Below are 14,870 nucleotides of genomic sequence, written 5' to 3'. Positions count from 1 at the left end.
ACACGCCCCTAGGAGACCAGGTCCAGCGAGACGGCGCCTGCAGCCACCAGCAGGACCGCGCCCGCGATGCAGGGCCAGTTCAGGTGGCGGCGGACGCTGCCCGGGTGGTCGACGTCGATCCCGCCGTCCTCGACGAGTGCCTGCCAGCGCCTCCGCACCTCGTAGGCGGCGTAGCCGGAGTCGGTGTTCTTCAGGTCGCCGGGTCGGATCGAGCCGCCCGGACCGTAGCTCGTCGACGGCAGGTTCGTGACATGCTCGGGCTTGCCCGAGTGGGTTCCCCAGACGCCGGGAGCGGGTGCCGCCCAGGCGGTGTACGCACCGGACGGCGTGATGAGCTTCAGGGCGTACTTCGTGTCGACGTCGATCAGCGCGGACCAGGGCACGTGGATGGTCGCCAGGGGGTTGCGCAGCGTGACGGCGTCGTCGGCGAACACCACCACGGGGTACCAGAACAGCCACCAGCCCGCATAGGCGACGCCGACCAGCGGCCACCCGGCGAGCAGGCCGGCCGTCCCCTGCGAGGCGACGACGGACGCCAGGCCGCCGAGCGCGACCAGCACGGCGATGCCCGTGAACCAGGGACTGGTCCGCGGCCTGAACACGGTGGCCGTTGCCACCCTCGAGCTCTCCATGGCTCCATGATCCCAGCACGGCAGCCGCACACGGCACACCAGGAGGGGCCGCGATCCCGCGGCGCCTCCCTCACGAAGGAGGACCCCTCATGAGTACCCAGGTCATCGGCGGCACCGGAGACTCCGGAACGGACCTGCCGGCCTCCCGGGGTCCCGTGCTCGAGGTCCGGAACCTCAGTGTCGACTTCGGGGTCGACAAGAAGTGGGTCCCCGCGGCCATCGACCTCAACTACGAGGTGAGGGCCGGGGAGGTGCTCGCCATCGTGGGGGAGTCCGGCTCCGGCAAGAGCGCCAGCTCGATGTCGCTGCTCGGGCTGCTGCCCTCGAACAGCCGCGTCACCGGCGAGGTGCTGCTCAACGGCACGTCCGTCCTCACGATGTCCCCGGCCAAGCTGCGCCAGATCCGCGGCAACGACGTCGCGGTGATCTTCCAGGAACCCATGACGGCGCTCAACCCCGTCTACACCGTCGGGTTCCAGATCGTCGAGACCCTCCGCCTGCACAACGAGATCTCGCCCGACGAGGCGAAGCAGCGTGCGTTGCGCCTCCTGCAGCTGGTCGAACTGCCGGACCCGGACAAGGCGTTCCGGTCCTACCCGCACCAGCTCTCCGGCGGCCAGCGCCAGCGCGCCATGATCGCCCAGTCCCTGTCCTGCGACCCCAAGCTCCTCATCGCCGACGAGCCCACCACGGCCCTCGACGTGACGGTCCAGGCCGAGATCCTCGACCTCATGCGCAATCTGCGGAACAAGCTCAACAGTGCGATCGTCCTCATCACGCACGACATGGGCGTGGTCGCGGACCTCGCCGACCGCATCGCCGTGATGCGCAAGGGCCGCATCGTCGAGACGGGCACGGCGGAGCAGATCTTCAACCACCCGCAGCACGAGTACACCAGAGCGCTCCTCGCCGCCGTGCCCCACCTCGGGCAGGGCGACGGCAACGACGACGTCGACATCACCGCGGCGCTCGCGGCTGCGACCCACACGGAGCTGCAGACCGTGGACCACGACGAACTCGAGCGGCGCGCCCAGGAAGTGCTCGCCCAGCTCGCCGACGTCGAGCAGGCGGCCGAGCACGGGGCACCCGGGGCGGCGCCCGTCCTCGAGCTCGTCGACGTCGCCATCGAGTACCCCAAGCAGGGCCGCGTGCCGGCGTTCCGCGCCGTCGAGGGCGCGAACCTGACGGTGTACCCGGGGCAGGTCATCGGCCTCGTGGGGGAGTCGGGTTCGGGGAAGACGACGATCGGCCGGGCCGCCGTCGGGCTGCTGCCCGTCGCCGACGGATCTCTGAAGGTCGTGGGAACGGACATCTCAGGGTTCCGCCCCACGTCGAAGGAGCTCATCAAGGTCCGCCGCCATGTGGGCATGGTGTTCCAGGACCCGTCGTCGTCGCTGAATCCCCGCCTGCCCATCGGTGAGAGCATCGGCGAGCCCATGTACCTCGCGGGGGAGGCGAAGGGCGGTGAACTGCAGAAACGCATCGAGGCGCTCCTCGACCAGGTGGAGCTTCCACGCTCCTACCGCAACAGGTACCCGCACGAGCTCTCGGGCGGGCAGAAGCAGCGGGTGGGGATCGCCCGGGCGCTGTCCCTCAAGCCGAAGCTGATGGTGGCGGACGAGCCGACGTCGGCCCTCGACGTCTCCGTCCAGGCCAGGGTGCTGGAACTGTTCCAGAACCTGCAGCGCGAACTCGGCTTCGCCTGTCTCTTCGTCACCCACGACCTCGCGGTCGTCGACGTCCTCGCCGACTACATCTGCGTGATGCAGCGCGGCCGGATCGTGGAGCAGGGGCCCCGGGACCAGATCCTCCGCAACCCCCAGGACCCGTACACGCAGCGGCTCCTGGCGGCGGTCCCGCTGCCGGATCCCGAGAAGCAGCGCGAACGCCGCGAGCTCCGCGCCAAGCTGCTCGCAGCCACCGACTGACCCCGCCCGATCGAAGCCCGCCCTGCCCCCGCAGGGCGGGCTTCTCCATGTGCAGGAGGATCCTTCCGCCGACGGGCGACCCGGCGGCCGGTACAGCACGCAGGCGCTCTCTTCGCGGTGCGTTATGGAACCGTGACGCGCGGCCCGAGTGCACTCCGGTCTGCACGAACAGTACGGAGGGATGGCGAAGCTGGGAGGACGCTGGACGTTCGACCCCTCCTGATGTTCAGGGAAGCAACGGAACGGGCATATGATTTCTCGTTGTGAGTTGGCTCTCGCTCTCTGCGAGGCCACTGGATCGGCCACATCAGGGCCGGTAAGACCCAATCAATAGGAGGCGGAATGCGTTTCACGCGCACTTCCAAGATGCTCAGCGTCGCGGCCCTCGCGGCGCTCTCGCTCAGCGCATGCGGCGGCGGAGACACCGAATCCGGCGCCGAGGGCGGCAACACCGAAGCCGTGATCGTGGTGGACGGTTCCGAGCCCCAGAACCCGCTGATCCCCACCAGCACCAACGAGGTGGGCGGCGGAGCGATCCTCGACCTCGTCTTCGCGGGCCTCGTCAGCTACGACGCCGACGGCAAGGCCCAGAACGAGATGGCGGAGTCCATCGAGACCGAGGACGCCCAGAACTACACGATCACGCTCAAGGAAGGCAAGACCTTCACCAACGGTGATCCCGTCACCGCGAGCTCCTTCGTCGACGCCTGGAACTACGGTGCAGCCGCGAAGAACGCCCAGCTCTCGAGCTACTTCTTCGAGAGCATCGAAGGCTACGCCGAGGCCAGCGCGGAGGGCTCCACCGTGGAGACCATGAGCGGCCTGACGGTCGTCGACGACCGGACGTTCACCGTCAAGCTGTCCCAGCCGGAATCCGACTGGCCGCTGCGCCTCGGCTACAGCGCGTTCTTCCCGCTGCCCGCCGCCGCGCTGGAGGATCCCACCACGTTCGGTGAGAACCCGATCGGCAACGGGCCGTACAAGTTCGCGTCCGAGGGTGCCTGGCAGCACAACCAGCAGATCGAACTCGTTCCCAACGACGAGTACGAGGGCCCCCAGGCCGCCCAGAACGGCGGCGTGACCTTCAAGATCTACCAGAACGACACGACGGCCTACCAGGACCTCATCTCGGACAACCTGGACGTCCTCAAGACCATCCCGACGAGCGACATCAAGAACTTCAAGAACGATCTCGGCGAGCGGTCCATCGAGTCGCCGTACGCGGGCAACCAGACCATCGCCGTGCCGTACTACCTCCCGAACTGGGAGGGTGAGGCGGGCAAGCTGCGCCGCCAGGCGCTGTCGATGGCGATCAACCGTGACGAGATCACCGAGGTCATCTTCAACGGTGGCCGCGAACCGGCGAAGGACTTCACCGCTCCCGTCCTCGAGGGCTTCAGCGAGGACCTCCCGGGCAGCGAGAACCTCGAGTACAACCCGGAGGAGGCCAAGAAGCTCTGGGCCGACGCCGAGAAGATCTCGCCCTACGACGAGTCGCAGCCCCTGACCATCGGCTACAACGCCGACAAGGGCGACCACAAGACCTGGGTCGAGGCCGTGGTGAACAACATCAAGAACAACCTCGGCATCGAGGTCGCGGGCAAGCCCTACGCGACCTTCAAGGAAGCCCGCACCGAGGCGACGGAGGAGACCCTCACGGGTGCCCTCCGCGCCGGCTGGCAGGCCGACTACCCGTCGCTGTACAACTTCCTCGGACCCATCTACGCCACCGGCGCCGGATCCAACGATGCCCGCTACAGCAACCCCGAGTTCGACCAGCAGCTGAAGGACGGACTCGCAGCCGACTCCGTCGAGGAGGGCAACGAGGCCATGAACGAGGCCCAGGAACACCTCCTGGAGGACCTCCCGGCCATCCCGCTGTGGTACCAGGTCGCCCAGGGCGGCTGGAGCAACAACGTGGACAACGTCGAATTCGGCTGGAACGGCGTCCCGCTCTACTACGCCATCACCGGCAAGTAACCCGTAGCGGTCCCGGGGCCCGCCCGTCAAAGGGCGGGCCCCTTTTCCGTGCTCCAACGAAAAGGTTTCCCACCTCATGAGCAACCCCCACCCGCATCCCGTCCGGATGCACGCCGCACCGGGAGGTGCGCACCGATGATCTGGTACATCGTCCGACGCTTCCTGCAGCTGATCCCCGTCTTCCTCGGTGCGACCCTGCTGGTGTACTTCCTCGTCTTCAGCCTCCCGGGCGACGCCACCGCCGCCATCTGCGGTGAGCGCGGCTGCACGCCCGCCGTCGTCGCGGGCCTCCGCGAGCAGTACAACCTGGACCAGCCCTTCTGGATCCAGTACCTGCTCTACCTCAAGGGCGTACTGACCTTCGACCTCGGCACGAACTTCTCCGGTCGCCCGATCGCGACGATCATCGCCGAGGTGTTCCCTACCACCGCCAAGCTCGCCATCATGGCCCTGGTCATCGAGGCCGTCTTCGGCATCGTGTTCGGCCTCATCGCAGGCCTCCGCAAGGGCCGGATCTTCGACTCGTCGGTCCTGGTGCTGTCCCTGATCGTCATCGCCGTGCCCATCTTCGTGCTCGGCTTCCTGATGCAGTTCCTGATCGGGGTCAAGCTGCAGTGGACCAACCCGACCGTGAGCGGTGACGCCACGTTCACCGAGCTCCTGCTCCCGGCCGTGGTCCTCGGGCTCGTGTCCTTCGCGTACGTGCTGCGCCTGACCCGGACGAGCATCATCGAGAACGTCAACGCCGACTACGTACGCACCGCGACCGCCAAGGGACTCAGCCGCCGCCGCGTCGTCGTCGTGCACGTCCTCCGCAACTCCCTGATCCCCGTCGTGACCTTCCTCGGTGCCGACCTCGGCGCCCTGATGGGCGGCGCGATCGTGACCGAGGGCATCTTCAACGTCAACGGCGTCGGCAACACCCTCTACCGCGCCGTGCTGAACGGTGACGGACCGATGGTCGTCTCGATCGTCACGTTCCTGATCCTCATCTTCTGCCTCGCGAACCTGCTGGTGGATCTCCTGTACGCGTGGCTGGACCCAAGGATTCGATATGCCTGAACCAACATCTTCCGCTCCCACCGACGCGACGACCGTGGCGCCCGTCGTCCGCACCAAGACGTCGGCCCACCCGATCGAGCACTTCGTCGCCGATGTCGACGAGACGCCGGTCCGGGCCACGGACAGCACGGTCTCCGACGCCGCTCCCCGCAGCCTGTGGGGCGAGGCGTGGCGCAGCCTGCGGAAGCAGCCGCTGTTCATCATCAGCGCCCTCCTGATCCTCGCGGTCATCTTCGTGGCGCTGTTCCCGGGCATCTTCACGAGCGAGCCGCCCAACGAGAACTGCCTGCTCGAGAACTCGGACGGCGGGCCGGCCCCCGGCCACCCGCTCGGCTTCACCGTGCAGGGCTGCGACATCCTCTCCCGCGTGGTGCACGGCACCCGGTCCTCGCTGACCGTCGGCCTGTTCGCCACGCTCGGCGTCGTCCTGATCGGTGGCCTCATCGGCGCCCTGGCCGGTTTCTTCGGCGGCTGGGTCGACGCCATCCTCGCCCGCGTGGGTGACATCTTCTTCGCCCTCCCGCTGATCCTCGGCGCCATCGTCGTCGTGCAGCTGCCCGTGTTCCAGCAGAACCGGAACGTCTGGACGCTCGTCGTCATCCTCGTGGCGTTCGGCTGGCCGCAGATCGCCCGTATCACGCGCGCGGCGGTGATCGAGGTGCGCAACGCGGACTTCGTCACCGCAGCCCGGTCGCTGGGCGTCTCGCCGCTGGGAGCGCTCGTCAAGCACGTCATCCCGAACGCGCTCGCGCCGGTCATCGTGATCGCGACGATCTCGCTCGGCACGTTCATCGTGGCGGAGTCGACGCTGTCCTTCCTCGGCATCGGGCTCCCGCCGGACGTCATGTCCTGGGGCAATGACATCTTCTCGGCGAAGCCGTCGCTCCGCAGCAACCCCATGGCCATCTTCTGGCCGGGCCTCGCCCTGTCGATCACCGTTCTGAGCTTCATCATGCTGGGCGATGCCCTGCGTGACGCTCTCGATCCGAAGGCACGCAAACGATGAGCCACAGCACAGGAACCCAGACACGCGGCCGCCGTGCCGCGTCGACCGGCGGAGGCACCCCGCAGCCGCTGCTCGAACTCCGGGACCTCGCCATCACCTTCTCGACGTCGAACGGGGACGTCCCGGCGGTGCGCAACGCCCACCTGACCGTGATGCCCGGCGAGACCGTCGCGATCGTCGGGGAGTCCGGGTCCGGCAAGTCGACGACGGCGCTCGCCGCGATCGGCCTCCTGCCCGCCAACGGCCGGGTGTCGAACGGCAGCATCATCTTCGACGGCGAGGACATCACGCACGCCTCGGAGAAGCGCATCGTGGAACTCCGCGGCTCCTCGATCGGCATGGTGCCCCAGGACCCCATGTCGAACCTGAACCCGGTCTGGAAGATCGGGTTCCAGGTGGGGGAGACGCTGAAGGCCAACGGCCTGCCCAGCGGTCCGCAGGACGTCGCGAAGGTGCTCGCCGAGGCGGGCCTGCCCGACGCCGCGTCGCGCGCCAACCAGTACCCGCACGAGTTCTCCGGCGGCATGCGCCAGCGGGCCCTGATCGCCATCGGGCTGTCCTGCCGTCCGCGCCTGCTCATCGCCGATGAGCCGACGTCGGCCCTGGACGTGACCGTCCAGCGGCAGATCCTGGACCACCTCGACACCATGACGGAGGAGCTCGGCACCGCCGTGCTACTGATCACCCACGATCTCGGCCTCGCCGCCGAGCGTGCGCACAAGGTGATCGTGATGTACAAGGGGCAGGTCGTCGAGGCCGGACCGGCCCTCGAGCTGCTGACGAACCCGCGCCACCCCTACACGCAGAAGCTCGTCGCCTCGGCGCCGTCCATCGCGTCGCGGCGCATCGAGTCGGCGAAGAAGGCGGGCGTGCAGACGGACGACCTCCTCACTCCGGCCGCGGCGTCCGTGAAGGGCGCGGCCCTGGACAAGGTGATCGAGGTCGAGGACCTGACGAAGGTCTTCAAGATCCGCGGCAGCTGGGGGAAGTCCACCGACTTCACCGCCGTGGACAAGGTCTCCTTCTCGATCGCCCGCGGCACCACCACCGCCGTCGTGGGGGAGTCCGGTTCGGGCAAGTCCACCGTCGCCAGGATGGTGCTCGGGCTCGAGGGCGCCACGTCGGGCAGCATCCGGTTCGACGGCGTGGACATCACCACGCTGGGTCGGAAGGAGATGTTCGACTTCCGTCGCCGCGTGCAGCCGATCTTCCAGGACCCGTACGGTTCACTCGATCCGATGTACAACATCTACCGCACCATCGAGGAGCCGCTCCGGGTCCACGGGATCGGCAATGCCGCGAGCCGCGAGAAGAAGGTCCGCGAGCTGCTCGACCAGGTGGCCCTGCCGTCCTCGATGATGCAGCGCTTCCCGAACGAGCTCTCCGGCGGCCAGCGGCAGCGCGTGGCCATCGCCCGGGCCCTCGCCCTGGACCCCGAGGTGGTCATCTGCGACGAGGCCGTCTCGGCGCTCGACGTGCTGGTGCAGGCCCAGATCCTGAACCTCCTCGCCGACCTGCAGGCGAACCTCGGCCTGAGCTACCTGTTCATCACGCACGACCTCGCGGTGGTCCGCCAGATCGCCGACCACGTGGCCGTGATGGAGAAGGGCAGGCTCGTGGAGCAGGGCACCACCGACGAGGTGTTCGACAACCCGCAGACGGCCTACACGCAGGCGCTCCTCGCAGCGATCCCAGGGGCAGGGCTCGTCCTGCCTCCCGAAGTCGCGTAGGCGCGAAGCACCCGCGTCACCAGCAGCACCGGCGACGGCGGCTCTCCATCCGGAGGGCCGCCGTCGTCGTCCCGTCGACGGCCCCGCTTGTGCGCCCACAGCGGATTCGGGCGCCCATTGACAGAGTGCATTAGGTCTGTTTTTGCCGTGTCCCCTAGACTGGTAAGAGGGCGTGCAGTGCAGCCGCCGTCATTTTCCCCGCAGTAGATACCGAATTGAGTAATAACGCATGTCTGAAACCACAGGCAACACCGCTGTTCGCAGCGACCTCCGCAACGTAGCCATCGTGGCTCACGTTGACCACGGAAAAACCACCCTGGTCGATGCCATGCTGAAGCAGACCAATTCGTTCGCGGCCCACGGCGACGTGGCCGACCGCGTCATGGACTCGGGTGACCTGGAGCGCGAGAAGGGCATCACCATCCTCGCCAAGAACACCACGGTGTTCTACGACGGTCCGGCCGCCAAGGGCGAGACCATCACCATCAACGTCATCGACACCCCCGGCCACGCGGACTTCGGCGGCGAGGTGGAGCGCGGCCTCTCCATGGTCGACGGCGTGGTGCTCCTCGTCGACGCCTCCGAGGGCCCCCTGCCCCAGACCCGCTTCGTCCTCCGCAAGGCCCTCGCGGCCAAGCTCCCCGTCATCCTGCTGGTCAACAAGACCGACCGCCCCGACTCCCGCATCGAGGAGGTCGTCAGCGAGTCGATGGACCTCCTCCTCGGCCTCGCCTCGGACCTCGCCGACGAGGTCCCCGACCTCGACCTCGACCTGATCCTCAACGTGCCCGTCGTCTACGCCGCGGCCCGCGTCGGCGCCGCGTCGATCGAGCAGCCGGCCAACGGCTCCGCACCGGCCAACGACAACCTGGAGCCGCTGTTCCAGACGATCATCGACCACATCCCGGCACCCCGGTACAACCCCGACGGCGTCCTGCAGGCGCACGTCACCAACCTCGACGCCTCACCGTTCCTCGGCCGCCTCGCGCTGCTGCGCATCTTCAACGGCACGCTGCGCAAGGGCCAGACCGTCGCCTGGGCGCGCCAGAACGGTGAACTCAAGAACGTCAAGATCACCGAGCTGCTCGCCACCAAGGCACTCGACCGCGTCCCCACCGATTCCGCGGGACCCGGCGAGATCGTCGCCGTCGCCGGCATCGAGGGCATCACCATCGGTGAGACCCTGACGGACGTCGACAACCCGCAGCCGCTGCCGCTGATCACCGTCGACGACCCCGCGATCTCCGTGACCATCGGTATCAACACCTCGCCGCTCGCCGGCAAGGTCAAGGGCGCCAAGGTCACGGCACGCCAGGTCAAGGACCGCCTCGACAAGGAGCTCATCGGCAACGTCTCGCTCCGTGTCCTGCCCACGGCCCGCCCCGACGCCTGGGAGGTCCAGGGCCGTGGCGAGCTCGCGCTCGCCATCCTCGTGGAGCAGATGCGCCGCGAAGGCTTCGAGCTCACCGTCGGCAAGCCGCAGGTGGTCACCAGGACCATCGACGGCAAGATCCACGAGCCGATGGAGCACATGACCATCGACGTCCCCGAGGAGTACCTCGGCGGCGTCACCCAGCTCATGGCCGCCCGCAAGGGCCGGATGACCAACATGGCCAACCACGGCACCGGCTGGGTCCGCATGGAGTTCATCGTCCCTGCGCGCGGCCTCATCGGCTTCCGCACCCGGTTCCTCACGGACACCCGCGGTGCCGGCATCGCTGCGTCGATCTCCGAGGGCTACGAGCCCTGGTGCGGCGACATCGAGTACCGCACCAACGGCTCGATGATCGCCGACCGCTCCGGCGTCGTCACGCCGTTCGCGATGATCAACCTGCAGGAGCGCGGCTCGTTCTTCGTGCAGCCCACCTCCGAGGTGTACGAGGGCATGATCGTCGGCGAGAATTCCCGCGCCGACGACATGGACGTGAACATCACGAAGGAGAAGAAGCTCACCAACATGCGTGCCGCGTCCTCGGACACCTTCGAGAACCTGACCCCGCCGCGCAACCTCACCCTCGAGGAGTCCCTCGAGTTCGCCCGCGAGGACGAATGCGTGGAGGTCACCCCGGAGACCATCCGCATCCGCAAGGTCATCCTCGACGCCAACGAGCGCATGCGCGCCTCGCGTTCGCGCGCGCGGGCCTAGTTCCCGCGGCACGTCTGCACCATGGCCTACGACGACGCCGGTCCCTCCCCTGCCGGGAAGGGCCGGCGTCCGTCGTATCCGGCGTCTCCTCCCGCCGGCCCCCGGCGTCCGCTGGCCGTCCTCGGGGCGGTGGCGGCAGGCGTGGCGGCCGGGGTGTTCGGCACGGCCCTGCACGCGCACCTGCTCTTCGTGGGCGGGATCGCGCTCCCCGTCGGCGCGCTGGCCGCCCTGCTCCTGGCCGGCAGCCTGTTCCTGCTGAGCGGGCTCTGGGCGCGGAACGTCCTGATGACGGCGGTGGCGGGTGCCGTCGCGTACGGGGTCGTGGCGATGCTCTCGAGGTCCGGCAAGACGCTCATCGTCACGGGGTCGTCGACGGCCGCCCCGGGCACCGCCATCGCGGGGAATCTCTGGCTCTTCGGCGTGCTCGTCGTGACGCTCGCCGCGGTGGTGCGGGGCGTCGTCGTGCTGCGGCCCCGGCCCTGAGGGCGGGGCCGGGCCTCAGTCGGCCGTGCGGTCCAGGTGGTGGGCCAGCATGATGGACGTCGCCGTGCCGCCCTCATCCGGGCCGCGATGGGCGTAGTCCTCGAAGACCGCGCGGATGCGCCCCATCATCTCGGCCCGGTGCTCGTCGTTGAGTCGGAGGCCAAGACGCCAGACGTCGATCTCGGACGGCTCCAGGCCCTCGATCTCCTGCAGGAACGTCTCGACGAGCACGGGCGCGGAGTTCGGGACGCGGCTGTTCCACGACATCCCGGTGGCACGATAGGGGATCTCCCTGGCCCCGCGGTTCCCCGTCCGGGCGTCCTCGGCCGCGAGGTACCCCGTGGAGAGCAGGGTGCGGACGTGGTGGAGCGTCGTCGCCGGATTGAGGTCCAGGGCCTCCGCGATCTCCTTGTTGGTCCTGCCCTGGTGCAGGCACAACCGCAGGATGCGGAGCCGGACGGGGGAGCTGAGCGCCCGGCCGCGCGCCTGGAGATCCTCGTCAGAGTCCATGCGCCGATTGTACGGGAGATCGCCCGTCGGATTGACAGGTCCCAATCACTGAGGCCGGAGGGGCAGTGTCCGGCGCGGCGCCCGGCGCGGGGGCGGCGGCGGTACCGTGCGTGCCGCGGTGATGTCCGCGAAGAGCACGACGTCGTCGCCCCTGCGCGTGCGCACCGTGCATGTGCTCGCGTCGACCGCGACGAGGTCGCCGAGCGCATCCGTGTACCCGGACTCGATCCGGTGCCGGACGACGACCCTGGTCCCGAGGGGGAGCGATGCGAGCAGGGCGGCGGGTGTCGGCACGCCTCAAGGGTAGGCCCTCGGGGCGCAGCGCGGGGATGGCGGGGCCCCGGACGGACTGGTCCTGGCGGGGCGGGCCGTTGCGTTAAGCTGGAGTCCGCACCACGGGTGCGTCAGCCCGACCCCGTTCACCAGGAAAGGCGTGGGAAGTGACCTACGTAATCGCGCAGCCATGCGTGGATGTCAAGGACAAGGCCTGCATCGAGGAATGCCCTGTCGACTGCATCTACGAGGGGGAGCGGTCGCTCTACATCCACCCCGACGAGTGCGTGGACTGCGGCGCGTGCGAGCCCGTGTGCCCCGTCGAGGCGATCTACTACGAGGACGACACCCCCGAGCAGTGGGCCGACTACTACAAGGCCAACGTCGAGTTCTTCGACGACCTCGGCTCGCCGGGCGGCGCGGCGAAGGTCGGCAACACCGGCTTCGACCACCCCCTCATCGCGGCCCTGCCGCCCCAGAACCAGCCCGCGTAAGTGGTGGCCGGGGAGCCGTTCGGCCTGCACCTGCCCGACTACCCGTGGGACGCGCTGGTGCCCTACCGGGAGACGGCGTCGCGCCACCCCGACGGCCTGGTGGACCTGTCCATCGGCACGCCGGTCGATCCGACGCCGGACCTCATCCGGGCCGCGCTGGCCGCAGCCGCGGACGCGCACGGCTACCCGACCACCCACGGTACGCCGGCGCTCCGTGAGGCGGTCAGCGCGTGGTTCGCGCGGCGCAGGGGTGTCCCCGGGCTGGATCCCGCGGACATCCTGCCGACCGTCGGCTCCAAGGAGCTCGTCGCGTGGCTTCCCCTGCTGCTGGGGCTGGGCGAGGGCGACGTCGTCGTCCGCCCGTCCGTCGCCTACCCCACCTACGACGTCGGCGCCCTCCTCGCCGGTGCCACGGCGGTCGCCGCCGACTCCCTCGCCGACCTGCCCGCGGACGTGCGGGCCCGCGTCCGCCTGGTGTGGATCAACTCGCCCGGCAACCCCACGGGCGAGGTGCTCGACGTCGGGGGACTGCGGACGATCGTCGACGACGCCCGCTCGCTCGGCGCGGTCGTGGCATCCGATGAATGCTACGGCGAACTGGGCTGGGGCCGGTGGGACCCGGCGGAGGGCGGCGAGCCCGTGCCCAGCATCCTCGACCCCCGGGTATGCGGCGGGTCCCACGAGAACCTGCTGGCCGTCTACTCGCTGAGCAAGCAGTCCAACCTCGCCGGCTACCGGGCCGCCTTCACGGCCGGCGATCCGGGGATCATCGCGAACCTCGTCAACTCCCGCAAGCACGCCGGCATGATCGTCCCCTACCCCGTGCAGGAGGCCATGCGGGTGGCCCTCGGGGACGACGCCCACGTGGCCGCACAGAAGGACCTGTACCGTCGTCGTCGTGCCCTGCTCGTCCCGGCGCTCGAGGCTGCGGGCTTCACCATCAGCGGGTCGGCCGCCGGCCTGTACCTCTGGGCGTCGAACGGGATGCCGACCTGGGACACGATCCACCGGCTCGCCGGACTCGGGATCCTCGCGGGTCCCGGGACGTTCTACGGCACCGCTGGGGAGGGTTTCATCCGCATGGCCCTCACGGGCAGCGACGAGCGGATCCGGGCCGCGGCGGCGCGCCTGGCCGCCGCGCCGCGCTGACCCTCCACCCTGCGTGCCCTCGACCACCGGCGGGCAGCAGGATTAGTGATCGGGGGGCGCTGACGGTAGCGTTTGGCCTGAATATGCTGATCCCGGGGTGATCCCTGCCCGCGTGGGAAACGATGATCCGTGGCGATGACCGCGCTCCAGCCCCTGAAGGAGAATCAATGACCGAGCAGAATGCCTCCCTGCACTACGGCGGCGGCGAACTCACCCTGCCGCTGGTGCCCGCGGTGGAGGGCAACAACGGCTACGACGTGTCGAAACTGCTGAAGCAGACCGGCCAGGTCACGTTCGACCCCGGCTTCATGAACACCGCGGCCACCACCTCGGCGATCACCTACATCGACGGCGACGCGGGGATCCTGCGCTACCGCGGGTACCCGATCGAGGAGCTCGCGAAGAACTCCACCTTCCTCGAGGTCTCCTACCTGCTGATCTACGGGAACCTGCCGACGCCGGAGGAGCTGACCGCGTTCGACGGCCGGATCCGCCGGCACACGCTCCTCCACGAGGAGCTCAAGGGCTTCTTCGGCGGCTTCCCGCGGGACGCCCACCCGATGCCGGTGCTCTCCTCGGCCGTCTCGGCACTGTCCACGTTCTACCAGGACTCGCTCGACCCGTTCGACGACGAGCAGGTGGAGCTCTCCACGTTCCGCCTCATGGCGAAGCTGCCCGTCATCGCGGCCTACGCGCACAAGAAGTCCATCGGCCAGCCGATGCTCTACCCGGACAACTCCATGAACCTCGTGGAGAACTTCCTGCGGCTCTCCTTCGGCCTGCCCGCCGAGCCGTACGACCTCGACCCCATGATGGTCAAGGCACTGGACCTCCTGCTCATCCTGCACGCCGACCACGAGCAGAACTGCTCGACGTCGACGGTCCGCCTCGTGGGCAGTTCCAACGCGAACATGTTCGCCTCCGTCTCCGCGGGGATCAACGCGCTCTTCGGCCCCCTGCACGGCGGCGCCAACGAGGCCGTCCTGAACATGCTCCGTGACATCAAGGCCACGGGCATGCAGCCCGAGGACTTCATGGAGAAGGTCAAGAAGAAGGAAGACGGCGTGAAGCTCATGGGCTTCGGGCACCGCGTCTACAAGAACTACGACCCGCGCGCGAAGATCGTCAAGGCCACGGCCCACGACATCCTCGGCAAGCTCGGCGGCAACGACGAACTGCTCGACATCGCCATGCGCCTCGAGGAGAAGGCCCTCGCCGACGACTACTTCATCGAGCGGAAGCTGTACCCGAACGTGGACTTCTACACGGGCCTGATCTACAAGGCCATGGGCTTCCCCGAGAAGATGTTCACCGTCCTCTTCGCCATCGGCCGCCTGCCGGGCTGGATCGCCCAGTGGCGCGAGATGATGCAGGACCCGCAGACGAAGATCGGCCGCCCGCGCCAGCTGTACACGGGCGAGGGCGAGCGCCACTACCCGGCCAACTGATCCCGCAGCACGACGGCGGCCGCCCACCC

General features: G+C 68.8%; 13 protein-coding genes. 10 read left to right on the top strand and 3 right to left on the bottom strand.

Annotation, left to right across the window (positions count from 1 at the left end; translation table 11 throughout):
• Positions 1-8: 8 nt before the first annotated feature.
• On the bottom strand, positions 9-632 hold the full coding sequence (locus ACX80P_RS14855) for a PH domain-containing protein (RefSeq protein ID WP_459278881.1): 624 nt from the start codon (positions 630-632) through the stop codon (positions 9-11).
• An 89-nt stretch (positions 633-721) separates the two neighbouring features.
• On the opposite strand from ACX80P_RS14855, the gene ACX80P_RS14850 reads away from it, so the two are divergent.
• The 7 genes from ACX80P_RS14850 to ACX80P_RS14820 all read left to right on the top strand — a co-directional run bounded on the left by ACX80P_RS14850 (position 722) and on the right by ACX80P_RS14820 (position 10,967).
• Positions 722-2,560: an ABC transporter ATP-binding protein gene (locus ACX80P_RS14850; protein WP_459278880.1), complete on the top strand. Its 1,839-nt coding sequence runs from the start codon at positions 722-724 to the stop codon at positions 2,558-2,560.
• Between the two features lie 342 nt (positions 2,561-2,902).
• The gene (locus ACX80P_RS14845; RefSeq protein WP_459278879.1) at positions 2,903-4,540 is read left to right on the top strand and encodes a peptide ABC transporter substrate-binding protein; all 1,638 of its coding nucleotides are present in this window, start codon (positions 2,903-2,905) and stop codon (positions 4,538-4,540) included.
• A gap of 135 nt (positions 4,541-4,675) precedes the next feature.
• Positions 4,676-5,602: an ABC transporter permease gene (locus ACX80P_RS14840; RefSeq protein ID WP_459278878.1), complete on the top strand. Its 927-nt coding sequence runs from the start codon at positions 4,676-4,678 to the stop codon at positions 5,600-5,602.
• The gene (locus ACX80P_RS14835) at positions 5,595-6,608 is read left to right on the top strand and encodes an ABC transporter permease (RefSeq protein WP_459278877.1); all 1,014 of its coding nucleotides are present in this window, start codon (positions 5,595-5,597) and stop codon (positions 6,606-6,608) included. The genes ACX80P_RS14840 and ACX80P_RS14835 overlap by 8 nt, the downstream gene beginning before the upstream one ends.
• Positions 6,605-8,338 (top strand): ABC transporter ATP-binding protein, encoded by a 1,734-nt coding sequence (locus tag ACX80P_RS14830; protein ID WP_459278876.1) that lies wholly within the window; start codon positions 6,605-6,607, stop codon positions 8,336-8,338. Before ACX80P_RS14835 ends, ACX80P_RS14830 begins: the two co-directional genes overlap by 4 nt.
• A 229-nt stretch (positions 8,339-8,567) precedes the next feature.
• Positions 8,568-10,484 carry a translational GTPase TypA gene (typA, locus tag ACX80P_RS14825; RefSeq protein WP_459278875.1) on the top strand — a complete coding sequence of 639 codons (1,917 nt, stop codon included), beginning with the start codon at positions 8,568-8,570 and terminating at the stop codon, positions 10,482-10,484.
• 21 nt (positions 10,485-10,505) lie between these two features.
• Positions 10,506-10,967, top strand: a complete 462-nt coding sequence (locus ACX80P_RS14820) for a hypothetical protein (RefSeq protein WP_459278874.1) — start codon at positions 10,506-10,508, stop codon at positions 10,965-10,967.
• 15 nt (positions 10,968-10,982) lie between these two features.
• Here the strand turns inward: ACX80P_RS14820 and ACX80P_RS14815 are convergent, their stop codons facing one another.
• Positions 10,983-11,477 (bottom strand): ArsR/SmtB family transcription factor, encoded by a 495-nt coding sequence (locus tag ACX80P_RS14815; RefSeq protein WP_459278873.1) that lies wholly within the window; start codon positions 11,475-11,477, stop codon positions 10,983-10,985.
• 45 nt (positions 11,478-11,522) lie between these two features.
• Positions 11,523-11,771, bottom strand: coding sequence for a putative acetyltransferase (locus ACX80P_RS14810; protein WP_459278872.1), 249 nt, complete (start codon positions 11,769-11,771; stop codon positions 11,523-11,525).
• Positions 11,772-11,917: 146 nt separating this feature from the next.
• Here ACX80P_RS14810 and fdxA point away from each other — a divergent pair, with 146 nt between their 5' ends.
• The 3 genes from fdxA (at position 11,918) to ACX80P_RS14795 (ending at position 14,841) form a co-directional block, all read left to right on the top strand.
• A complete protein-coding gene (fdxA, locus tag ACX80P_RS14805; protein ID WP_459278871.1) occupies positions 11,918-12,244 on the top strand; it encodes a ferredoxin in 327 nt (108 codons plus the stop codon).
• Positions 12,245-13,393, top strand: coding sequence for a succinyldiaminopimelate transaminase (gene dapC, locus ACX80P_RS14800; RefSeq protein ID WP_459278870.1), 1,149 nt, complete (start codon positions 12,245-12,247; stop codon positions 13,391-13,393).
• A gap of 167 nt (positions 13,394-13,560) precedes the next feature.
• The gene (locus ACX80P_RS14795; protein WP_459278869.1) at positions 13,561-14,841 is read left to right on the top strand and encodes a citrate synthase; all 1,281 of its coding nucleotides are present in this window, start codon (positions 13,561-13,563) and stop codon (positions 14,839-14,841) included.
• Positions 14,842-14,870 lie beyond the last annotated feature (29 nt).

Source organism: Arthrobacter arabinosi, from assembly GCF_054511115.1.
The sequence above is the reverse complement of the archived record's forward strand: the minus strand, read 5'-3'. Positions and strand labels throughout refer to the sequence as shown.